The organism is Phaeobacter sp. JH204B (assembly GCF_048055755.1).
Classification (GTDB): domain Bacteria; phylum Pseudomonadota; class Alphaproteobacteria; order Rhodobacterales; family Rhodobacteraceae; genus Phaeobacter; species Phaeobacter bryozoorum.
Map to the genome: position 1 here is coordinate 52,042 of NZ_JAYMXF010000010.1, position 21,748 is coordinate 73,789.

The 21,748-nt window shown below is 60.3% G+C and carries 21 protein-coding genes; 10 read left to right on the top strand and 11 right to left on the bottom strand.

From position 1 onward, the window contains the following. Nucleotides 1–108: 108 nt before the first annotated feature. Together VXL81_RS05825 and VXL81_RS05830 are read left to right on the top strand one after the other, a co-directional pair. A complete protein-coding gene (locus VXL81_RS05825) occupies nt 109–2,298 on the top strand; it encodes a thiamine pyrophosphate-dependent enzyme (RefSeq protein ID WP_416553285.1) in 2,190 nt (729 codons plus the stop codon). Then, nucleotides 2,295–3,329, top strand: coding sequence for an ACP S-malonyltransferase (locus VXL81_RS05830; protein ID WP_416553287.1), 1,035 nt, complete (start codon nt 2,295–2,297; stop codon nt 3,327–3,329). Before VXL81_RS05825 ends, VXL81_RS05830 begins: the two co-directional genes overlap by 4 nt. Here the strand turns inward: VXL81_RS05830 and VXL81_RS05835 are convergent. The 3 genes from VXL81_RS05835 to VXL81_RS05845 all read right to left on the bottom strand — a co-directional run bounded on the left by VXL81_RS05835 (nt 3,326) and on the right by VXL81_RS05845 (nt 6,057). Next, nucleotides 3,326–4,903 carry a DUF427 domain-containing protein gene (locus VXL81_RS05835; RefSeq protein ID WP_416553289.1) on the bottom strand — a complete coding sequence of 526 codons (1,578 nt, stop codon included), beginning with the start codon at nt 4,901–4,903 and terminating at the stop codon, nt 3,326–3,328. The genes VXL81_RS05830 and VXL81_RS05835 overlap by 4 nt on opposite strands. Nucleotides 4,904–5,078: 175 nt before the next feature. Continuing rightward, entirely contained in the window at nt 5,079–5,780 is a 702-nt protein-coding gene (locus tag VXL81_RS05840) for a winged helix-turn-helix domain-containing protein (RefSeq protein WP_340546961.1), read from the bottom strand. Further along, nucleotides 5,752–6,057 carry a hypothetical protein gene (locus VXL81_RS05845; protein WP_340546960.1) on the bottom strand — a complete coding sequence of 102 codons (306 nt, stop codon included), beginning with the start codon at nt 6,055–6,057 and terminating at the stop codon, nt 5,752–5,754. Before VXL81_RS05845 ends, VXL81_RS05840 begins: the two co-directional genes overlap by 29 nt. Nucleotides 6,058–6,224: 167 nt before the next feature. Between VXL81_RS05845 and VXL81_RS05850 the strand changes: the two genes are divergently transcribed. The 4 genes from VXL81_RS05850 (at nt 6,225) to VXL81_RS05865 (ending at nt 10,220) form a co-directional block, all read left to right on the top strand. Continuing rightward, the gene (locus VXL81_RS05850) at nt 6,225–6,722 is read left to right on the top strand and encodes a hypothetical protein (protein WP_340546959.1); all 498 of its coding nucleotides are present in this window, start codon (nt 6,225–6,227) and stop codon (nt 6,720–6,722) included. A 110-nt stretch (nt 6,723–6,832) separates the two neighbouring features. Continuing rightward, nucleotides 6,833–7,450 (top strand): ribonuclease HII, encoded by a 618-nt coding sequence (locus tag VXL81_RS05855; RefSeq protein ID WP_416553291.1) that lies wholly within the window; start codon nt 6,833–6,835, stop codon nt 7,448–7,450. A gap of 110 nt (nt 7,451–7,560) precedes the next feature. Then, nucleotides 7,561–8,664: a site-specific DNA-methyltransferase gene (locus VXL81_RS05860; RefSeq protein ID WP_416553293.1), complete on the top strand. Its 1,104-nt coding sequence runs from the start codon at nt 7,561–7,563 to the stop codon at nt 8,662–8,664. 179 nt (nt 8,665–8,843) lie between these two features. After that, complete coding sequence (locus tag VXL81_RS05865) at nt 8,844–10,220, top strand: adenylate/guanylate cyclase domain-containing protein (protein ID WP_416553295.1); 1,377 nt, start codon at nt 8,844–8,846, stop codon at nt 10,218–10,220. A gap of 7 nt (nt 10,221–10,227) precedes the next feature. Here the strand turns inward: VXL81_RS05865 and VXL81_RS05870 are convergent, their stop codons facing one another. Both VXL81_RS05870 and mutY read right to left on the bottom strand, forming a co-directional pair. After that, nucleotides 10,228–11,391 carry an alkane 1-monooxygenase gene (locus VXL81_RS05870; protein ID WP_416553297.1) on the bottom strand — a complete coding sequence of 388 codons (1,164 nt, stop codon included), beginning with the start codon at nt 11,389–11,391 and terminating at the stop codon, nt 10,228–10,230. Between the two features lie 73 nt (nt 11,392–11,464). Further along, nucleotides 11,465–12,529, bottom strand: coding sequence for an A/G-specific adenine glycosylase (gene mutY / locus VXL81_RS05875; RefSeq protein WP_416553299.1), 1,065 nt, complete (start codon nt 12,527–12,529; stop codon nt 11,465–11,467). A gap of 84 nt (nt 12,530–12,613) precedes the next feature. On the opposite strand from mutY, the gene VXL81_RS05880 reads away from it, so the two are divergent. Both VXL81_RS05880 and VXL81_RS05885 read left to right on the top strand, forming a co-directional pair. Continuing rightward, nucleotides 12,614–13,141: a DUF721 domain-containing protein gene (locus tag VXL81_RS05880; protein ID WP_416553301.1), complete on the top strand. Its 528-nt coding sequence runs from the start codon at nt 12,614–12,616 to the stop codon at nt 13,139–13,141. Next, nucleotides 13,138–13,809 (top strand): DsbA family protein, encoded by a 672-nt coding sequence (locus VXL81_RS05885; RefSeq protein ID WP_416553303.1) that lies wholly within the window; start codon nt 13,138–13,140, stop codon nt 13,807–13,809. Before VXL81_RS05880 ends, VXL81_RS05885 begins: the two co-directional genes overlap by 4 nt. A gap of 114 nt (nt 13,810–13,923) precedes the next feature. Here VXL81_RS05885 and lpxK read toward each other — a convergent pair whose 3' ends face one another. From lpxK to VXL81_RS05910, 5 genes are all read right to left on the bottom strand, one after another. Then, nucleotides 13,924–14,928 (bottom strand): tetraacyldisaccharide 4'-kinase, encoded by a 1,005-nt coding sequence (gene lpxK / locus VXL81_RS05890; protein WP_416553305.1) that lies wholly within the window; start codon nt 14,926–14,928, stop codon nt 13,924–13,926. Continuing rightward, complete coding sequence (locus tag VXL81_RS05895; RefSeq protein ID WP_340546950.1) at nt 14,915–16,111, bottom strand: 3-deoxy-D-manno-octulosonic acid transferase; 1,197 nt, start codon at nt 16,109–16,111, stop codon at nt 14,915–14,917. Before VXL81_RS05895 ends, lpxK begins: the two co-directional genes overlap by 14 nt. Before the next feature lie 29 nt (nt 16,112–16,140). Beyond that, complete coding sequence (locus VXL81_RS05900) at nt 16,141–16,944, bottom strand: inositol monophosphatase family protein (RefSeq protein ID WP_416553307.1); 804 nt, start codon at nt 16,942–16,944, stop codon at nt 16,141–16,143. Then, the gene (locus VXL81_RS05905) at nt 16,931–18,277 is read right to left on the bottom strand and encodes a TldD/PmbA family protein (RefSeq protein WP_416553309.1); all 1,347 of its coding nucleotides are present in this window, start codon (nt 18,275–18,277) and stop codon (nt 16,931–16,933) included. The genes VXL81_RS05900 and VXL81_RS05905 overlap by 14 nt, the downstream gene beginning before the upstream one ends. 123 nt (nt 18,278–18,400) lie before the next feature. Continuing rightward, complete coding sequence (locus VXL81_RS05910) at nt 18,401–19,924, bottom strand: DUF2125 domain-containing protein (protein WP_416553311.1); 1,524 nt, start codon at nt 19,922–19,924, stop codon at nt 18,401–18,403. 132 nt (nt 19,925–20,056) lie between these two features. On the opposite strand from VXL81_RS05910, the gene VXL81_RS05915 reads away from it, so the two are divergent. Together VXL81_RS05915 and VXL81_RS05920 are read left to right on the top strand one after the other, a co-directional pair. After that, the gene (locus tag VXL81_RS05915) at nt 20,057–20,806 is read left to right on the top strand and encodes an SDR family oxidoreductase (RefSeq protein WP_416553313.1); all 750 of its coding nucleotides are present in this window, start codon (nt 20,057–20,059) and stop codon (nt 20,804–20,806) included. Continuing rightward, on the top strand, nt 20,803–21,420 hold the full coding sequence (locus VXL81_RS05920) for an enoyl-CoA hydratase/isomerase family protein (RefSeq protein ID WP_416534460.1): 618 nt from the start codon (nt 20,803–20,805) through the stop codon (nt 21,418–21,420). The genes VXL81_RS05915 and VXL81_RS05920 overlap by 4 nt, the downstream gene beginning before the upstream one ends. A gap of 11 nt (nt 21,421–21,431) precedes the next feature. On the opposite strand, the gene VXL81_RS05925 is transcribed toward VXL81_RS05920, so the two are convergent. Then, complete coding sequence (locus VXL81_RS05925; RefSeq protein ID WP_340546944.1) at nt 21,432–21,740, bottom strand: HNH endonuclease; 309 nt, start codon at nt 21,738–21,740, stop codon at nt 21,432–21,434. Nucleotides 21,741–21,748: the final 8 nt, after the last annotated feature.

Here is a 21,748-nt window from a genome sequence, read left to right on the forward strand (position 1 = left end):
GTCTTTGACCTTAGCAGTATGAGTTTTGCTCATGGGTGCCTGCTGTAATCTCATTGGTAAGACTGGCGCATATCGGCGATAAAGCCCCTGAGCAATAAGGGGTAGGCCATGGATCGCGCCGAGATCGTACATCAAAATTTCCTTGATCGAGTGGTCGCAGGTCGCCTGCCCCCGGGGCCGTCGCCTGTGGGGGACCTTTGCAGCAGTGATGCGGTCGCGATCTTTCGCGCGCAGGCCCTGAGCCGTGCCCTGGACCGCACCAGCCGGGCTATGCAAAAGGCTGGGCAGGGTTTCTACACGATCGGCTCGTCCGGTCATGAAGGAATGGCGGCGGTTGCGCGAGCCTTGCGCGCTGATGACATGGCCTTCCTGCACTACCGCGACGCCGCATTTCAGATCGCCCGGGCAGATCAGGTGCCGGGTCAGAGCATTGCCTGGGATATGCTGCTGTCCTTTGCCTGTTCTGCCGAAGATCCGACATCGGGAGGGCGGCACAAGGTGCTGGGATCCAAGGCGCTGATGATCCCGCCACAGACCTCGACCATTGCCAGCCATCTGCCCAAGGCGGTCGGCGCGGCCTATTCTATCGGTGCCGCGCGACGGCATGATCCAGAGCACCGGGTTCTGCCTGACGATGGGCTTGTGATGTGTTCCTTCGGCGATGCCTCGGCCAATCATTCGACGGCACAAGGAGCGATCAATACCGCCTGTTGGGCGTCTGTGCAGTCGACACCTTTGCCGCTGCTGTTTGTCTGTGAGGACAACGGGATTGGCATTTCGGTCAAGACTCCGAAGGGGTGGATCGAAGCGTCGATGTCGCATCGACCGGGCATGCGCTATTTTCATGCCGACGGGCTGAATATCCACGACACCTATGCGGTGGCCGGGGCAGCTGCCGACTACGTTCGTCGCTGCCGCAAGCCTGCTTTCCTGCATCTGCGCACGGTGCGGCTCTACGGTCATGCAGGTGCAGACGTGCCGACCACTTACCTCAGCAAGGCAGAGGTTGAGGCGGATGAGGCCAATGATCCGCTGCTGCACTCCGTGCGGTTGCTGTCGCAATCCGGAGCTTTGTCACGGGAAGCGGCACTGGAGATTTACACTGAGACCTGCGCGCGGGTTGAACGGATCCGCACAAAGGTCGTCACCCGTCCGCATCTGAGAACGGCAGGGGATGTCAGTGCCAGCCTGATCCCACCAAAGCGGGTCTGTCGCAAGACGAACGGGCCAAGCGGTGAGGTGCGGGCAGAAATTCTGGGCAGCGATCTGCGTGCTCAGACAGACCCCCAGCCGATGAGCCGGTTGATCAACTGGGCCTTGACCGACCTGATGCTGGAGCATCCTGAGCTGGTCACTATGGGTGAAGATGTCGGCCGGAAGGGGGGCGTCTATGGCGTCACCCAGAAGCTGCAACAGCGGTTTGGCCCGGACCGGGTGATTGATACCTTGCTGGACGAGCAGTCGATCCTTGGGCTGGCCATCGGCATGGGACACAACGGATTTGTCCCGATCCCGGAGATCCAGTTCCTGGCCTATCTACACAACGCCGAGGATCAGATCCGTGGCGAGGCCGCGACCCTGCCGTTTTTCTCTAACGGCCAGTTCAGCAATCCGATGGTGCTGCGGATTGCCGGTCTGGGCTATCAGAAAGGCTTCGGTGGCCATTTCCACAATGACAATTCGCTGGCGGTCCTGCGCGACATTCCGGGCATCGTGATTGCCTGTCCCTCGGACGGGGCCGAGGCCGCGATGATGCTGCGCGAGGCCGTGCGTCTGGCGCGAGAGGAGCAGCGCGTCGTGGTCTTTGTCGAGCCGATCGCGCTTTATCCGATGCGTGATTTGCATGAGCCGAAGGACGGCGGCTGGATGCGTCTCTATCCCGCACCTGACCAGCGGATTGCGTTGGGAGAGGTCGGGGTGCATGGCGATGGTCAAGACCTTGCCATCGTGACCTATGGAAATGGCCGTTACTTGGCGACACAGGCCCAGTCCGAGCTGAAGGCCAAGGGCGTTTCCACCCGGGTCGTCGATCTGCGCTGGCTCGCGCCGTTGCCAAAGGAAGCGCTGCTTGCGGCCACGGCAGGATGCGACAACATCTTGATCGTCGACGAATGCCGCAGCACAGGAAGTCAGTCGGAGGCGCTGATGGCGCTGTTCTATGAGACGGATGGCGCGCCGATGGCACGTGTCGTGGCGGAGGATTGCTTTATCCCGACCGGTCCCGCCTATGCTGCAACATTGCCGTCAAAGGAGAGTATCGTCGCAGCGGCGCTGCGGCTGACAGGAGCTGACACATGACCCGCACCGCTGTTCTGATCTGTCCCGGACGTGGCACATACAACAAAACTGAACTTGGGTATCTGGCGCGTCACCACGCCGACAAGCAGGCTCTAATCAGATCATTTGACGCAATGCGCGAGGCCGCGGGCCAAGAGAGTGTCACTGCGCTGGATGGTGCTGAGAGATACGCGATGTCCAAATACACCCGCGGCGATGTGGCCTCTCCGCTGATCTATGCCAGCGCGATTGCGGATGCGCAGTCACTCGCCGAGGACATTGATGTCGTGGCGGTCACGGGCAATTCGATGGGCTGGTACATCGCGCTGGCCGCCGCCGGTGCGCTCAGCCCTCAAACAGGGTTTGAGGTGGTCAACACCATGGGTCAGCTGATGCAGCAGCATCTCATTGGCGGGCAGCTGGTTTACCCCTGTCAGAGCGACGACTGGCAGTTGGATCGGCAGCGCAAGACAGAGCTGCTTCAGCTAGTGCGTGACATAGACAGCAGGCCTGATCATCACCTGTCGCTGTCAATCAATCTGGGCGGCATGCTGGTGCTGGCGGGCAATGCCGACGGTCTGGATGCGTTTGAACAGGCTGTGCCGCAGGTGCAGGATCGCTTCCCCATGCGATTGACCAACCATGCCGCGTTCCATACCGACCTACAGGCCCCGGTCGCTGCTGAAGGCCGGTCGCGACTGCCGGTGGACCTGTTCTCTGCGGCAAAGAAGCCATTGGTCGACGGGCGAGGGCAGGTTTGGTGGCCTGGCGGATATTCACTGACGAGCCTCAGGGACTACACGCTGAATGCGCAGGTCGTTGAGCCTTATGATTTCACTCGCGCGGTGCAGGTCGCGGCGCAGGAGTTCGCGCCGGATCTGTTTATCATCACCGGACCGGGGGCAACGCTGGGCGGCGCTGTTGCGCAGTCGCTGGTGCAGATCAACTGGCAGGGGCTAGGTGGCAAGGCTGCGTTCAAGGCGCGGCAGGCGCAGGAGCCGCTGGTTGTAACAATGGGGGACGAGGCGCAGCGCCTGCTGGTCAGCCGTTAGGACGCGGCGAGCTGGTCGGCATCCATCGCCACGGAAACGGCGAAGGCCTCAACCGGGCGGGAGACATTGTGCAGCGATACTGAGCCAAGCGGCGTCGCCTGTTCCGGGGTTTCCAACAGGTCGCGGCTGACCACGATCGTATGGCCGCAGGATTTGCCATAGTCGCCAAGCCGTGCGGCGATATTGGCGGCCTGACCGATGACGGTGAAATCCAACCGCTCACGGGATCCGACGTTGCCGTAGGTGACACGACCGTAGGCGAGACCGATGGCCGATTCACAGCGCCGCTTGCCCTCTTCGTCGCCCATCGCGTCCAGTCCGGCAACAATTGCCCGCGCCGATTGCAGGGCCTGCGCGCGTGCCTCATCGGGTGCGTCGCCGGCGGGGAACACCGCTAGGACCGCATCGCCGATGAATTTCAGCACCTCGCCGCCGTGTTCATGCACGATCGTCGATACCGTTTCAAAGAAGCTGTTGAGTAGCTCGATATAGGCGCTGCGGCCCAGGTCCTCCTCAAGCCGAGTGGATCCACGCAGGTCGCAGAACATAATGGCGGCATCAATGTCATCGCCATCACCACGCCGGATTTCCCCACCCAGAACCCGCGCGCCGGTTCGCTTGCCTACATAGGTTTCCAGCAGGGACTGTGCGTTCTCCCGCTGCATGAACACTTCATAGTACCGGGCAATAACCGCAGAACATTCGAATATAAGCCCCAGGTTTTCGGTCGAGAACCCTTTCGGATGATGGCTGGCAACCGTCAGCACGTTTATCCTCCCATCGGAGAAGGGCAGCGGCATCGCCACGTAATCGGTTGCGCCCTCTTCCCTCAGATCGCTGAGGATCGGAAAGGCATCGCTGGGCTGATCCAGATCCAACCGCTGCCGGATGCCGCCAAGCCCGTTGGAAACATGGCGCAGGGGACTGTTCTGAAATGCCGGGTGATCGTGGATCTCATAGCTCGGGGCGTAGGTCGTGACCTTGCCGGAGGCGCGGCTCCATATGAAGTTCTTGCCCGCGATCATCGGGTGCAGGGACCAGGCCATCACCGAGAGGCGCGACAGGTGAACGCCATGTTCGACCAGTTTCTCCGACAGGTTTTGGGTGAATTCCTCAGGTGTCGGCAGATATGCAGCTTCGCGCAGCAGCCAATCGATCAGCGGTCCTGAAATATTACCGTATTCCGGGACCTCAAGCTGATTGCTGCCAAGGTCGATCTCAACGCGCGCTTCCGGCATAAAACTGACATGGCCTGCGATGCCGGAAGCCTCAGGCAGAGCATCGTCATAGGACCAGGCGGCATTGCAGATGCTCTGTTCGCCAAGTTCCAGATCCTGATAGCCTGCAGTTCCCTTAAACGGGCAGAAGGTCTGGTGCCCGTTGGCAGGCGTCAGGCAGGTGTGGATATCGTCACGGGGAAAATAGATGGCAGCAGGTCGGCGGGTCTCATACATCACCTTGGCACGGGTGCTCTGGGCGATGATCCTGCCACCTAGCCGCGCCGTAACCGGGCCGCGCAGCTCCTCTACCATAATTCCATATGCGGGTCTTGCGGTGCTGGCGCGCATGTTCATGAGGGCTGTTCCCGGGTGGACTGACAACAAGGGATCCATGTTGCCTGGTTTTCTACTATGTGGTGGTTTCCCGGCAAAATGCCAGAGCTGCACAGGGAATTGATCCATTGGATAAGGGCAGAGGGCCCTGTCAGTATGCGGTGGCGGGATTGGTGACCTCCCTGCGCACGGGGGGTCACACCATGCGGATCACATCCTTGCTGATCGACAGGACATAGCCGCGCTTGGCGATATTCTTGACCAGAAGCTCGCTGACCATCTGATTGCCCAATGTATCGCGCAGCCGCTTTATCCGTGTCGCTCCTGCGGCCTCTTCGCAGTCAACAGAGGGGCGGCCAGATATCATCGCCTCGATCTCCGCACCGGAGAGGACATCGTCATCAAGCCGGGCCTCGGCCAGAACTGCGAGCGTTTCCATCGCTGCGGCGGTCAGTTTGAAGCCCATGGTATTGAGGTAGACGGTGTTTTCTTCGCGGCTGATCAGCAGTTCAGTCACTTGGATGCCTGCGCGTTCGATCTGGACCATGCGCCGGTTCAGCATGACCAGCATGGCCAGAACCACCAGCGCAGCCACCATCATCATGGTGGCAAAGACCATCAGCACAAAAATTACCATCCGATAGCTGGTCAGCGTATCGGCAAAGGCCGTGCCGGACTGGGCGAGGATCTCAAGCAGCTTGATCTCGGCCTGCGTGGTAAGGTCGTTTTCCACAAAGACCCGCTCGACCCTTGCGTTGAAAGCGTTGGCATCGGGAAGCGTCAGCAGCAGCACGGTACCGGCAATCGCCAGCAAGGCAACGATGGCAGTGATCCCCAATGCGATGACGCGGCTTCCCGCCGCGCGCACCTCAGAAACGGAGAAAATAGGGTCCGGCATCTGTTTTCCTTTGTTCCAGCCCGTCGGGACCAAAAATGGACAGAACATTGAGCAAGGTCCAGCCCGCTGCCAACAGCCGGTCGGAGATTTCGGCCTTGGCGGCCGGCTTGCTGCAGCCGCCGCCAAGCTGGATCACGCCGTAATGCAGCCGCAGCGGGGCATCCTGTTTCGCCTTGTAATCGGCGTAACACTCGGCCGCTGCGGCCGGGCTCGTATCGCTGAGCATACCAATGGCAAGACCGGCAATCAGAGCTGTGGAGATAAGGAGGTTTTTCATACCCTCACACTGCGCATTTGTCGCGGGATATTCAATAACAACAGGCGATTGCGGGTGGTGATATTCGATAACAAGGCGCCGTTATTGCCTGTCCGCACGGTTCCGAACCAGGCTGATTGCATCGGCCATTTGGCCTCATGTTTTCAGAACTTCAGGAAGGACATCCCATGTTTCGCAGCAGTCGCATTGATGTAAATGCCAAACCGCATCGCAAATTCATCACGCTGATCGTTGCCGCAGCAGTCGCGGTGACCGGGTTTTCCGCGGCGCCTGCACGGGCGGATGAGGATGTTGCCAAGGTGCTGGCGGGTCTCGCCGTGCTTGGCATCATCGGTGCAATCGTGAAGAACAATCGCGATGATGATCAGCCACAGGTCACCCGTCCGCATCGTCCGTCACATGGCAAGCCGTATCGGCCTCATCATCCCAGACCGCTTCCGCCGCATGTGGCGCGCTATGATCTGCCGGCACAATGCGTGCGCTATTTCCCGCGCTACAGCCAAAGCCGGACTTTGATGGGGCAGGGCTGTCTGCGCAAACAGTACGGATTTGAGCACACCCTGCCGCGCGCCTGCCAGGTGACCTTCTGGAATGGCAAACGCAATCGTGTCGGCTATCGCCCGGATTGCCTCAAGGACCGCGGCTATCGCATTACCCGTCGCTGAGGTCGGCGGGACCTGGGTTCGAGCAGACTTGGGGGCTTCGGCCCCCTCTTTTTTGCGCGGTATATGCGGTCGGACTTGAAACCCGGCTTAAAACCCGGTCAGACCAAGGGATGGATTATCCCGATTACACATTGGAAGCGGCCGCCCGTGCGCGTGGCCATATACGTATTGCAGGCGTGGATGAGGTTGGTCGTGGCCCGCTCGCCGGACCGGTGACCGCCGCCGCGGTCATCCTGGACGCCGACAATATTCCCGAGGGGCTGAACGATTCAAAGAAGCTAAGCGCCAAGCGGCGCGAGGCGGTCGAAGCGTCGATCTTTGCGCAGGCCGAGGTTGCGATTGCTCATGGCAGCGTCGAAGAGATTGATTCCCTGAACATTCTGCGCGCCTCGCATCTGGCAATGGAGCGGGCCGTTGCAGCCCTGGATCCGGCGCCGGATTATTTGCTGATCGATGGCAATCTGATCCCCAAGGGTCTGCTCCAGACGTCGGAGTTCGTGATCAAGGGAGACAGCAAATCAGTCTCCATCGCGGCGGCATCCATCGTGGCAAAACTGGCCCGTGACCGGATCATGGTGGATTTGGCGCAACAGTTTCCCGGCTATGGCTGGGAGAAAAACGCAGGCTACCCGTCCAAACAGCACCGCGACGCCCTGGTGAACCTGGGCGTGACCCCACATCATCGGCGTTCCTTTAAGCCTGTCCACAACATATTGTATCAAGAGTGAACCTCATCACCTTGTTCTAAAAAACAAATTGACCTCGAATCCACGATGACTCATCCTGTGGACAACCAAAATGAGCGCAAAAATGCGCCGTGGTTATCGAGGCAGAGCAAATGAACAAAACACTTACACGGGGCGCCGCGGCGCTCCCGCTAAACGCGATCCTTGACGGTGACTGTATCGACGTGATGTCCGGTCTGCCGTCAAATTCGATTGATCTGATTTTTGCGGATCCCCCCTATAACCTTCAGCTGAAGGGGCAATTGCATCGTCCTGACAACAGCAAGGTCGATGCGGTCGATGACCACTGGGATCAGTTTTCCAGCTTTGGCGTCTATGACGAGTTTACCCGTGCCTGGCTTAAACAGGCGCGCCGTATCCTGAAGCCAAACGGCTCCATCTGGGTGATCGGATCGTACCACAACATCTTCCGAGTCGGCACAGCGGTGCAGGACGAAGGCTTCTGGATCCTCAACGATGTGATCTGGCGCAAGTCGAACCCAATGCCGAATTTCCGGGGCAAGCGTTACACCAACGCGCATGAGACGATGATATGGGCCTCAAAATCCGAAGGCGCAAAATATACCTTCAACTATGAGGCGCTGAAAGCGCTGAACGAAGGTTTGCAGATGCGTTCGGATTGGGTCATGCCGATCTGTACCGGCCATGAGCGGCTGAAGGATGAGGCCGGCAATAAGGCGCATCCGACGCAGAAACCCGAGGCGCTGCTGCACCGCATTCTCGTTGGCTCGACGAATCCGGGTGATGTGGTGTTGGACCCGTTCTTTGGCACCGGCACTACGGGCGCCGTGGCAAAGATGCTGGGCCGTGAATTTATCGGAATCGAGCGCGAAGCCGCCTACCGTGAAGTTGCCGAAAAGCGCATCCAATCCGTACGCAAGTTCGACCGCGAAGCGCTGCAGGTCTCTGCCAGCAAACGTGCCGAACCGCGCGTCCCCTTTGGTCAGCTGGTCGAGCGCGGCATGTTGCGCCCGGGCGACGAGCTTTATTCGATGAACCGTCGGCACAAGGCAAAAGTGCGCGCAGACGGCACGCTGATCGGCGACAATATCAAGGGATCAATCCATCAGGTCGGAGCGCATCTGGAAAACGCGCCCTCCTGCAATGGCTGGACCTACTGGTGTTTCAAGCGGGACGGAAAGACCGTGCCCATCGACGTGCTGCGCCAGCAGATTCGGGCAGAATTGCAAAACTGACCCCACCCTTTCACAACCTGTGTGAAACCGCAGGCGCTGTCGCATTGTCGACGGCGCCAACCTTGCCCCGCCGTCATGGCGGGGTCTTTTCGTTTCAGCGCTGTCGGTTCAAGGGGTGCATCCGTTGGCAGCTGCCGTTAGTTTGACGCAAGACCGGCGCCAATGGATGGATACATATCATGGCAGTAACCGCCTCCGCCCCCGCTCCTGCCTTGGATAGCGACGAAGCCATTTTCAGACAGGAGAGCCCATATGCGCTGGATGCGCTAACAGAGCACAAACGCAATGGGCTGGAGCTTGCGGTGCGGGCGCGCTGGATCGCCATGGCCGTAACGGCGGTTTTTCTGATCTATGTGAACCCCAAATGGGATGTGCTGTATTATCACTTTATCCTTGCGTTGCTATGTCTGAACGGCTGGCTGATCCGCCGGGTTGGACGGGTTGGGCAATCACGGCTTGAGATGCTGCTGATTTTTGCCGATCTGTCGATCATGACCATCGGAATGGTTCTGCCAAATCCGCTGAGTGTCGACGATACGCCGCTGCCAATTCAGTATCGGTTTGGAAATTTCATCTATTTTTTCATCATACTTGCCGCGGGGACTCTGGCCTATTCCTGGCGCACGGTGGTTGCCATCGGCATCTGGACCGCAGTCATCTGGCTATTTGCGGCGATCATGGTCTGGTGGCTGACGGATCCGGTGCCCGGCCTAACCGAACGGGTGCTTGAGGTTGTGGGCTATGATCCGACCATGGCTGAATTTCTCGATCCGAACAGCTTTCTCCTGCATCAGCGCCTGCAGGAGGTTATCGTGTTCTTTCTGGTGGCAGTGACGCTGGGTATATCCTCAAAACGGCTCTACGCGCTGATCCAGAATAATGCTGGTCTTGAGCGTGAACGGGCCAATCTGTCACGGTATTTCTCGCCCAATGTGGTGCAGCAGCTGTCGCAAAATGATGAACCGCTGAAGCAGACCCGCCGTCAGGACGTGGCCATTCTGTTCATTGACATTGTCGGGTTCACCCGCCTGGCGGCCGAGCGCGACGCCTATCAGGTGATTGACCTCTTGCGCGATTTTCATGGCCGCATGGAAAAGGAGGTGTTCCGTCATCACGGCACGCTGGACAAGTATCTGGGCGATGGTTTGATGGCGACCTTTGGTACACCGCTGGCTGGTCCGAGGGACGCAAGTAACGCCCTGGCTTGCGGGCGGGCCATGCTGGCGTCGGTAGCGGAATGGAATGCCGAGCGACGCGGCTACGGCGAGGCAGAAATCCGCGTTGGCATCGGTGTTCACTATGGTGAGACGGTGATTGGCAATATCGGCGCAAACCGGTTGGAATATGCGGTGATCGGTAACGCGGTGAATATTGCAGCCCGACTGGAGGAGCGCACCCGCGAGATGAACGCTCAGATGGTGATCAGCGAGACCCTGCGGCAGCGTGTGGAGGACGAAGGCGGGGCCAGAGATCTGCAGGCAGGTTTCGTGCAGCACGGCGCATCTGAACTGCGTGGGCTGACCCGACCGATGACACTATGGGCGCTGCCCCGCTAGGTCTCAGCTAGGCGCGCGGGCCTGCCGGTGTCGGGTCGGGGCGGTCTTCGGGGCAACGGGCCGCATTGTAGGCGCTCCAATCGGTGATGTCAGGATAATACATCTGCCGCCAGCGCCGCACTCGCGGGTTCATGATCCGCCGCCACAGCGGTGGTATCATCGCCGCAACTGTCATGACCGGATAGCCGTAGGGTAGCTGGGGAGCATCGGCTGATGTGTGATTCTGAAGCAGGGGAAAGCGACGATCGGGTTTGTAGTGGTGGTCGGAATGGCGTTGCAGGTTGATCAACAGCCAGTTTGACGCCTTATGGGCTGCATTCCACGAATGGCGCGGCATCACAGGCTCAAATTTGCCCCCGCCCAAGTATTTGCGCGTAAGACCGTAGTGTTCAACGTAGTTCACCAGTTCCAGCTGCCAGATCGCGACACCCGCCTGGACCAGGAACAACCCAACGCCGAGCATCCCGCCCAGCACAAGGGCCATCAGCAGAAACGCGGCTTGCAGCGCCCAATAGCGAAAGAACGGGTTGCGCCGGTCAGTCCAAGGTAGGTTGCGGCGCGCCAGTTGTGCTCTCTCAGCCCGAAACGCAGACCGCCAGCATTGCCACAGAACACGCGGATAGAAACGATGGAAGCCCTCGTTGTAGCGCGCTGTGACCGGATCGCGGGGTGTGCCGACATGGCGATGATGCACGAGCAGATGCTCGGATCTGAAGTGAGAATAGAGCACCATTGCCAGCAGGATATCCGCCAGCCAACGCTCCAGTCTGCTCTTCTGGTGCATCAATTCGTGGCTGTAGTTGATCCCTATTGTGCCGCTGAGGACGCCAACACCGAAGAATACCCCGAATTTCTCCGCACCCGAGAGATGATCGGCGCCAGGCACGTAGATTAGCATGGCAATCAGGAGCAGGACCTGCACCGGAACCCAGGCAATGGTCAGTGAAGAATACCAATGAAGATCTTCTTCGGGTGTGAGCGGATCCGCGTTTTCAAGATTAAGCCCGAAGACCCCGTCCAATGCCGCAAAGAGATACCAGGTGACGAAGGGCGGCAGCAGGATGAGCCAGCCACCATAAAGAGCGGCGAGCCCCACCAGCGGCACCAGCAGAAAGGACAACCAAAAGGGCAGGGCGGCCTGCCAGCTGCGCAGAGTCTTGGCGGATATCATTCCAGTACAGCCTCATTCAAGTCGGGCGCGTTCGTGGTCGACTATGCGCCCTGCCCGGATAAAAGAGAAGGCATCAGCGCCCCTTCCAGAGATCGAAGGCCTTGCGCATCACCGTCGGCAGGTCGGTGGGTTTGAAGTCATGTCGTTTTATCACGCGCTGACTGTCCTGCGGTGTGAAACCCGGTGGCAGCTCCGCCAGCATGACCTGCAGGACCAGGTGAAAATGGGTGAAGGTGTGACGCACCTCCGCCCCCAGATCCTGCCAATCGGCCTCAAACGGTGGGATTGGGGCCGGATCGTCGTTCCAATCACTGCCCGGCCAGCCCAGCATACCGCCCAGCAACCCCTTGTCCGGGCGCTGCTCCAGCAACCAGTCGCCATCGCAGCTGCGTGCCAGATAGACGATGCCAAGGCGGGTTGGCTTGGGTTTCTTGGGGGTTTTCTTTGGCAGTTCCAGAGCTGTGCCAGCCGCACGGGCAGCGCAGGGGCTGCGCCATGGGCAGATGCCACAGGCCGGATTGCGCGGTGTGCAGATCGTCGCGCCGAGATCCATTACCGCCTGAGCGTGGTCGCCCGGGCGCATTGCTGGGGTCAAGGCTGCAGCTTTCTCTTTCAGCTGGGGTTTGGCCGCTGGCAGGGGAGTATGGATATCGTAAAGCCGCGCCATCACCCGCTCGACATTGCCGTCCAGCACGGTTTCCGGGCGGTCAAATGCGATCGCCGAAATGGCGGCGGCGGTATAGGGGCCGATGCCGGGTAGGGCGATCAGCCCGTCATAGGTATTCGGAAAGGTGCCACCGTGTTCCTCGGCCACGACGCGCGCGCATTTCAGCAGATTGCGTGCCCGTGCGTAATACCCAAGACCTGCCCATTCCCCCATGACATCTGCATCCGCCGCCGCCGCGAGATCTGCCACCGTCGGCCAGCGGCTGGTGAACCGGTGGAAGTAGTCCTTGACGGCAGCCACAGTGGTTTGTTGCAACATGACCTCGCTCAGCCAGATGCGGTAGGGATCGGGCCAGATACCGGCGGCGCGATCCGACGGGCTGACACGCCAGGGCAGGCTGCGCGCGTGCTGGTCGTACCAGTCCAGCAAATCACGGCTCTGCGGGTGGCTCTCGCTGTTGAGGTCACGCATTCTTTATCCTTTATGGCCCGGTTTCGCTGGTTCTCGCTTGGCAGCCCTTTACAATAGGGCGAGCAGTCTAGCAAAACCACGGTCATGGCAGTGCAACGGACAAAATCTCGCGGGTTCAAGCGAACATCGCAGCTTCTGAACGATCAGATTCGCAAAGCCGGCGAAAGCCGGGGCTTTGCGGTGTCGCGCCTGCTCACCCATTGGGAAGAAATTGCCGGTCCCGACATCTCCTCTATCGCGCGCCCGGTCAATGTGCACTACGGGCGCGGTGGATTTGGAGCGACGTTGACGTTGTTGACCACCGGTGCCCATGCGCCGATGCTGGAAATGCAGAAAGAGCCTCTGCGCTGCAAGGTGAACGCGGTTTACGGCTATAACGCAATTTCCAAGGTCCGGATTACCCAGACCGCGCCCACTGGCTTTGCCGAGGGGAAGGTTTCCTTTAAATACGCTCCGAAGGTCCGCAAACCCCAGGCGCCTGATCCGAAGGACGTGGCGGCGGCAGCCGAGGCTGCGACCGGGGTCGAAAGTGATGAATTGCGCGCAGCGCTTGAACGGCTTGGGCGCAACGTGCTGACGAAACAGAAAACTCTTAGAAAGGGGTATGAATGACCCGTTTGATGTCCGGCATCTTTGCCTCCGCTGTCGTTGCGGCGGGTATCTATGGTTATGCCGCATTGCAAGGCGGCACCTCTCTGCCCGGCAACCCGCTGGTTGGGGCGGCCTACGCGCAAGATGCAGAGGTTGATACCTCCACCATCGTCGAGATGGTGCAAGGTGCCGAAGATGCTCCGGTAACGCTGATTGAATATGCGTCCTATACCTGTCCGCATTGCGCGAATTTCCACCAGGGTGCGTACAAGCAGCTGAAGCAGGATTACATCGACACCGGAAAGGTGAAGTTCATCTACCGCGAGGTCTATTTTGATCGCTATGGCCTTTGGGCGTCGATGATTGCGCGCTGTGGAGGACCTGAGAAGTTCTTCGGGATCAGCGACCTGATCTACAAGGGGCAATCTGATTGGGCCCGAGCGGGTGGCGCGACTGAAATCGTTGATGCGCTGCGCAAGATCGGGCGGCTCGCAGGTCTGGAAGAGGAACAGCTGGAGGCCTGTCTTCAGGATGGGACCAAGGCCCAGACCCTCGTCAACTGGTATCAGGAAAATGCGACAGAGCATGGCATCGAGTCCACGCCGTCGTTCATCCTGAACGGCAAGAAAGTGGAAAATCAGTCTTATGAGGCGTTCAAAGCGCTGATCGACGCCGAACTCGACGGCTGATACCCCTTCCTTTGGGAAAATGCAGATAGGAAAACCCGCCCGGTGACCGCGGCGGGTTTTTTGCAATCTGCTGCCAGACTGGATGAGAGTGCACCGCGTCTTCTTGCCCGAGTGTTATGGAGGCGGTGGAGCGACCTTGCGGATTTGGGCCAGAAGCGCGTCATCCTTGTCGATCTGCAGGCGCACCGGTAGCGTGATCACCTTGTTGCGAAAACTCTCCGGCAGCCGGACCGCGTCTTTTTCGGTGGTGACCATCTGGGCACCGATCAGCTTGGCTTCGGTTTCCAGCCGGGACATCAGGGCAGTGGACAGGGGTTGATGATCGTCCAACGCTTCACTACGGCGCAGATCCGCGCCAAGGTCACGCAGCGTCTCGAAGAATTTCCGTGGATGACCAATTCCTGCGAATGCCAGCACCGGCGTCCCCTGCCAGGGCATTCCGGTTTTCAAAGGCTCCAGTGCGCCGGAGTAATGTGGGCATGTCGTCAGGGCATCGCTCCAGGCTGACTGGAACCGTGCCTGCGCCTCGGGTCGGCCCAGCGACAATACCAGATCGGCGCGCGCAAGGCCCGTCGCCACCGGCTCACGCAGTGGACCGGCGGGCAGGCAATGGCCATTGCCAAACCCACGCTCCGCGTCGACGACGACCACGGAAAGATCCTTGTGAACACTCGGGTTCTGAAAGCCGTCATCGAGCAGTATGACGGTCGCACCCGCCGCGGCAGCCGCCTGCGCACCAGCGGCGCGATCCTCAGCTTTCCAGACCTCTCCAAAGGCCGCCAGGAGCAGGGGTTCGTCGCCAACCTGACTGGCGCGATGACGGCCCGGATCGACCTGCACAGGACCGGACAGAGAGCCGCCATAGCCACGGGTCACCACATGTGGCTCATGCCCCATATCCCTGAGCCGTTCGAGAAACCAAATGACCGTTGGCGTCTTGCCGGTGCCACCGGCGTTGATGTTGCCGACACAGATCACCGGAACAGCCACCCGTAGCGCGGCGCCCTGCGCCAGGCGTCTGGCGGTGGCATATGCGTAGATCCGGCCAAGCGGCGCCAGCAAGGTCTTGCGAATATCGAAGTCTCCGGCGGGCTTGTGCCAGAAGTCAGGAGCTTTCATATCGGTCCTCTCGCTTGTCCAGCAACTCCTGGACGCGATCCATAAGGTGGTCGGTCATATCGGCGCCTTCTGTGACGATCTGCCAGCCGGCAAGCGCCATCTCCGCCGCCCGATCAGGGGCCGACAGGCTGAGCACGCCCTGCGCAAGATCTTCGGCATCGTTGATTTTCAGCGCGGCACCAACCTCTGTCAGCCGCTCATATAAGGCGGCATATGTGCCAAGACCCGGCCCATGCAGGATCGCCGACCCGAGTGCTGCGGCATCCAGCGGGTTCTGTCCGCTTGCGTGGCGGGGCAGACTGCCGGCCAGCAGACACAGCGGCGAAAGCCGGTACCAGAGACCGGTGTCTTCGGAAGAGCTGAGCAGGACTTGAGTGTATTCATCAGGCTCTTCGCCGCTGTCCCAATCGGCCAGCTGTAGGCCGCTGGCGATGATCGCATCGCGGGCCTCTGCGAGGTCCTGTTCATCGCGGATCGCGATTACCAGAAGCAACCGATGCAAAAGCCGCAGTACGCTGCGATGTGCCGTCAGGATGGTTGGTAGATCACCCAGCTCGGTCTGCGCAGAGAACCAGACCGGACGGCTCCCCAGCTGGGCCTGCATATGGGTAAGCTCATCGCTGTTGCAGCCAGGGGGCGTGGCGGACAACCGCAGGGGATTGGTCTGTTGGATCCGATCTGCAGCGACACCGAGCCGGAGCATCTGCGCTCGGGCCTCATCCGACGGGGTCATGATTTCGCTGAAGCGGTCGAAAAGCCGACGGCGCTGGTCCGGCAACCAACGACTGGTGCGATCGGGTAATTCTCTCGCTTCGATATCAACCAGTAGGCTGTCGATCTGACGTTCGCTCATCTGGCGCATCAGTCCACGACGGAGGTCTCCCCCCGACCAGATAAGCAGATCGGGGCGCCAGTGATCGAGAAACATCCGCACGTCGGCCGGGGTGTCATCTGGCGGTGGTCCCGCAGCGAGGTCGCAGCCCTCGACCAGTGGCCTGTTCGTGATGTCGCGGCTCCACGTCACCAAAACAGACAGATCGGGTCGAAGCGATTTCATACGGTTCCCGACATCGCCGAGAGCCATGTAGCGCTCTGTCGTGGAAGCGTGGATCCACAGCACTTCGCCTGCGGGACGGGCAGGCCAGCGGAGGCTGCGGTCGGATGCGGCGGAAGGTCTCGACATGGCTACGGTTTTCCTGCTGCGCGCGGCTGTCAGAGCGGGCGAAGGCCGGGACCCTTCGGATCGAGCGCGGCAATCAGTTGTTCGTGCAGTCGCGGCGGCGCAGCGACAACGCCGTTGAGCGTAGGGTGAGGGTTGTTGAACCGCAAGCCGACGCCGAACCTGTCGCTGCACAGCCCTCCGGCCTCGCGCAGGATCAGGTCACCCGCTGCGATGTCCCATTCCCAACTGGGGCGGAGGGTCAGCATGGCATCAAAGCCCGCATCCGCGACCCGCGCCATTCGGTAGGCAAGCGAAGGGCGATGACTGCGATTGAACGCGGGTACAATGCCATTGTGCCAGTGTTCGGGGTCCTGCAGCGGTCTTGCCGCCAGAACATTTGCGGCGTTGAGGTCATCCTGTCGGGAAACCTCGACTGCTGTGCCATTGCAGGTCGCGCCTTGTCCAAGTGCTGCGCAATACATCAGCTCGCGCTGGGGCAGGTAGATGACTGCCGCCGTGATCGTCCTGTTATGCGCAACCGCCAGCGAATGGGCCCAGGTCCGAGATCCTTCGGCGAAACTGCGGGTGCCGTCGATAGGATCGACGATAAAGATCTTTTCACGGTTCAGACGTGTGCTGGTGTCTTCGCTTTCTTCAGACAGCCAGCCAAAATCCGGGCGGGCGCCGGGCAGCACGTCGGCAAGCAGCTCGTTGACGGCGATATCAGCTTCCGTCACTGGCCCGCCACCGTCTGGTTTCTCCCATTTCTGCGCTTCGGGCCCAGAGTAGCGACAGGCGATATCGCCTGCCTGCTCTGCTGCGCGGATCAGCAGGGAAAGATCAGTTTCCGGCAAGGGTCATCCCCTCGACCAGCAACGAGGGCACAATGCGGGACAGATGGGTTCGCGCGTCATTGGCTGGAACAATACCGCGCAGCATGTCGCGCAGATTGCCTGCAATCGTGCATTCATTGACGGGATAGGCAATCTCACCGTTTTCCACCCAGAAACCGGCGGCCCCGCGAGAATAATCGCCGGTATTCGGGTTGATGGTGGATCCAATCATCGACGTGACCAGAAGGCCGGTGCCCATATTGGCAATCAGATCGGCGCGGCTATCGGGACCTTGGGTCAGCGCGATATTCCACTGCGATGGGGATGGCACCGAGCCGACACCGCGTGCAGCGTTGCCAGTGCTTTGCATTTCCAGCTTGCGGGCCGATGCGAGATCGAGCGTCCAGCCGGTCAGCATCCCGTTGTCGATAATGGCGCGGCGCTGCGTCGGCAGGCCTTCGCCATCGAAAGGGCGCGATCCGGCAATCCGGGGGCGAAAGGGGTCTTCCGTGACGCTCAGATGCGTCGGCAGAATCTGATCTCCCAGAGCGTCCTTCAGCCAGGAGGACCCGCGGGCGATGCTCGCACCGTTCACCGCAGCCAAAAGATGGCCGATCAGAGAGGACGAGACGCGTTCGTCGAACAAAACCGGGTAGCTGCCGGTTTCCGGTTTGCGAGCGCCCAGCCGTTCGACTGCGCGCTCACCAGCCTGTCGTCCGATGTCGTCAGCCGGCCGCAGATCTGCCTGGAAGGTTCGGGAGTCGCCGTCATAGTCACGTTCCATGCAGGTCCCGCTTCCTGCGATGGCGGTGCAGGAGATCGAGCGGCTGCTGCGTTGGTAGCCACCGGAAAACCCGTTGGTCGCGGCCATATGGACCTTATGGCTGCCGTATCCGGCCGCCGCAGATTGTACCTGGGTTACCCCCGAAACGCCGAGGCCGGTCGCCTCAGCCGCCAGTGCATCCTCTTGCAAGGTGGCAGGGGCCGGTTCGTCGCTGGGATCAAAGAGCTCCAGCGCGGCGAGATCCCAATTCTGCGCAAGCTGGTGCGGTTCGGCCAGACCGGCATAGGGGTCCTCGGGGGCCTCGCGTGCCATGGCGACAGCGCGTTCCGCCATGGCCGTCAGGGTTTCGTCCCGCATGTCCGAGGCCGAAACGCAGGCCTGACGTTGCCCGACAAAGACCCGCAGGCCCAGATCCACCCCTTCGGACCGCTCGGCATGTTCCAGCGTGCCCTGACGCACTTCGATGGAGAGAGAGCTGCCTTCTGCCACCATCGCGTCGGCGGCATCGGCCCCCGCCTTGCGGGCGGCATCAAGAAGAGCGTGGCTTAGGCTTTCGGGGGTCTGGGTCATGGGCACCTACATGGGTTGAACATCACCTAGAGCTAGCCAGCGCAGCGAGAGGCTGCAAGGGCGCAGACAAAAAAAGGGGCCGCAATTTGCGGCCCCGATCATCCAGTCAGTCAGGTGCTGTGGTTACTTGATGCGCTGGCCGTTGGCCTTGATCTGACCATCCTCTGACACTTCGATCTTGGAGGTCAGCGTGTCCTCGCCATCGCCGGGAACCGCCAGCATGCCCATCATCATGCGCGCGCCCATGGCGTCGCTGTCCGAAACCAGACCCATTCCGATCAGCTTGTCCAGCAGCGTGTTGGCGCCCGTCAGCGTCAGGTTTGCCTCACCAGAAGGTGCCGGCATGCCGTCGAAGCTTTCCAGATCGTCATTGTTGAAGGCAAAATCCCCGGTGCCGGTCAGTTTTGCGCCTGCTACGGAGACTTCGAGCGCATTGACGGTCAGCGCGTGCAGCTCACCCGGCGCCTGTTCGCCGTTTTCCACCTCAGCCATGGCCTTCGGGTCAAAGAAATCGAAGGCCAGTTTTGCCTTGCCTGCCAGATCCAGTGCAACGGTTGCGGGATCGTGAGGCAGGGCACCGGTGGGATCCACCATACCCCAGAGCATTTCCGGCACGTCAAAGTCGCGCAGCAACACACCGAGGGCGAAATCCTGCTCTTCGTCGGATTGAGCAATCGGCATGGTCAGTTTGAAGGCGGCTTCGGCCATGGACAGCGCCAGCGGGAACGGCAGGTCCGAGCTGGTGATATTGGTTTCGGTGCGGTTCTGTTTGACGTCATAGGTCAATCCGTCGAGACCCATGCTGAAGCCAATTGCTCCGCCTTCGGAGTTGCTATCCAGCGCAAAGGTATCGGTACCATCCTGGCCGCTGATTGCGCTGTTGCCACTTACAAAGTCAAATGTACCTTCGGCGTTGAAGCCACCGCGCAGCAGCGCCGCCATATCGTTGGTTTCCAGCCCTTCGGGAACAATTGTCGTGCCCGCGAAGCGCACACCCTGCATCGCCCCTTTGAAAGAGCCGCCATCGTTGGTTTCAGGCACCTTGATCGTCGCGTCAAAGTTCAGCGATTCACTGGTCATTGTCTGGTTGTAGGCGCGGACGTCAGAGTTGGTCATGACCGTTTTTGTCACAACATCCGCCAGCGTCATGGTCAGCTGTACGGTTTCGGCAGGGATGTCTTCGTCCGGGATCTTCAGATCCGTCAGCGAGATTTTCATCAAGCTGCTGGCATAATCATAGGTCATCTCATCCGCGTCGCCGGAAACCAGCATCGGGCTGCCGTCGTGGGTGTAAACAATGGTCCCGCTGGCGACACCCTCTGGGCCGTCCATTTTGAACATCATCGGCATGTCTGCGGGCAGCATGATATTGACTGTGCCATCACCGTTTTCGACGAACTTGATGTCGGGGAGGATCAGCGTGCCGCTGGTGTTTTCCTCCATGATTGGCATGGCCATCGAGATGTCAGAGACGGTCAGCGTATCGCCGGACATAGTCTCGGTGCCATTCACCGTATAACCGGTGGCCGTCATGTAGGACTTCCAGTCCGACCAGACATCTTTTGCCGTTACATCTGCCAGGGCCGCCTGCGCAGAAAACGCCATAATAATCGCAACACCGCTGCTGCGGGCGAGGAAAACGGACATAAGTATACCTTTCGTGGTCTATTTTGCGCCATGGTTGGCCGGAGGAGGTGCCGGGTCAAGGGGGCATCCCACTGGACCGTTCCCCCTAACCAGTCTACCACATTTCAAAACAGGGATTTGGAGATTAATAGTATGGAGATCAAGGGCAAGACAGTTGTGATAACCGGCGCGAGCCGGGGTGTCGGTGCCGATACGGCCCGTGTGTTTGCCGCTGCCGGGGCCAATGTGGCCTTGCTGGCAAGGAGTGAAGACAGCCTCGCCGAGCTGGCAAAAGAGATCGGCGGAAAGGTGCTGACCTTCGCCTGTGACGTGGCCGACTACCAGGCTGTAGCGGCCGCTGTCGCGCAAACCGAGGCGCAGTTTGGGCGGATTGATATACTGATCAACAATGCCGGTGTGGTCGATCCGATTGCCCGTCTTGAAGCGGCCGATCCTGACGACTGGGCCCGGCTGATCGACATCAATGTGAATGGTGTATTCAACGGAATGCGTGCGGTCCTGCCGGGGATGAAAGCAGCGGGTGGTGGAACAGTCCTGACCGTCAGCTCGGGTGCTGCGCATAACCCGGTGGAAGGCTGGAGTGCCTATTGCGCCTCCAAGGCGGCTGCCGCAATGCTGACCCGGTCCCTGCATCATGAAGAAGCGGCAAATGGGATTCGCGCCATGGGGCTGTCTCCGGGCACCGTAGCAACGGAAATGCAGCGGGTGATCAAGGCCAGCGGCGTCAATCCAGTCAGCCGGTTGGATTGGTCAGATCATATTCCGGCCGAGTGGCCGGCACGGGCTCTGCTGTGGATGTGCAGCGCGGCGGCGGACGACCTGGTCGGAACCGAAATCTCGTTGCGTGATGAGGGCATCCGCAAGCAGGTCGGCCTGACATGATCGACCTCGACATCGGAGAGGACGGTCTTTGGACGGTCACCTTGAACCGGCCGGACAAGGCCAACGCATTGACCGTTCAAATGCTGGAGCAGCTCTGCGATATCGCGGCCCGCGCGCAGGGCGCGCGTGGGCTGATCATCACGGGGGCTGGCCGTGTTTTCAGCGCCGGTGCGGATCTGGATGCGGCGCGGGCCGGTCTCGCCACATCGCCATTGTGGGAGCAGCTGTCGGGAGCCATTGCCGACCTTCCCTGTCTTACCATTACGGCGTTGAACGGCACTTTGGCGGGCGGGGCAAATGGGATGGCACTGGCCTGCGATCTGCGAATCGCCGTGCCAACTGCGAAGGTGTTTTACCCGGTCATGAAGCTTGGCTACCGCCCGCAACCCTCTGACGCGCGGCGCATGTCGGCGTTGATCGGTCCGGCGCGCACGAAGCTGATCCTGGCCGCTGGACAGAAGATCTCCGCCGAGGAGGCGCAGCAGTTTGGGTTGATAGACCGGATTGTGCAGCCTGAGGACTTGATGGAGACAGCCCGTGACCTGATGGCGGATAGCCTCGCCGCCGAGATGGATATGGCGCAGGCGATCCTGTCCGATTGCACACGAGTCTAAACGCCGGCTAGTCAGCGTTTCCGCCGTCCTCCCGGTACCCGCGACTGAAAGGACGGCGGGCGTTTTTGCACCCAGGCGATGAATTTTGCCAGCCGGGGATGTTGGCGCAAGGCTTCGACCGTATGGAAGGACCGCGCCAGTTCCGCTTCGCTGAGTGCTGAATGGATTTCCTTGTGGCAGATGTGATGCAGCAAAACCGTTGGTCCGCCCTTACCGCCCTTCAGCTTGGGGATTAGGTGATGCAGGCTTTGTGCGACCTCTCTTGGGATCGGACGGTGGCACAGCGGGCATATGGGATCGGCGTCGGCAGACGGTGACATTGGCGCAG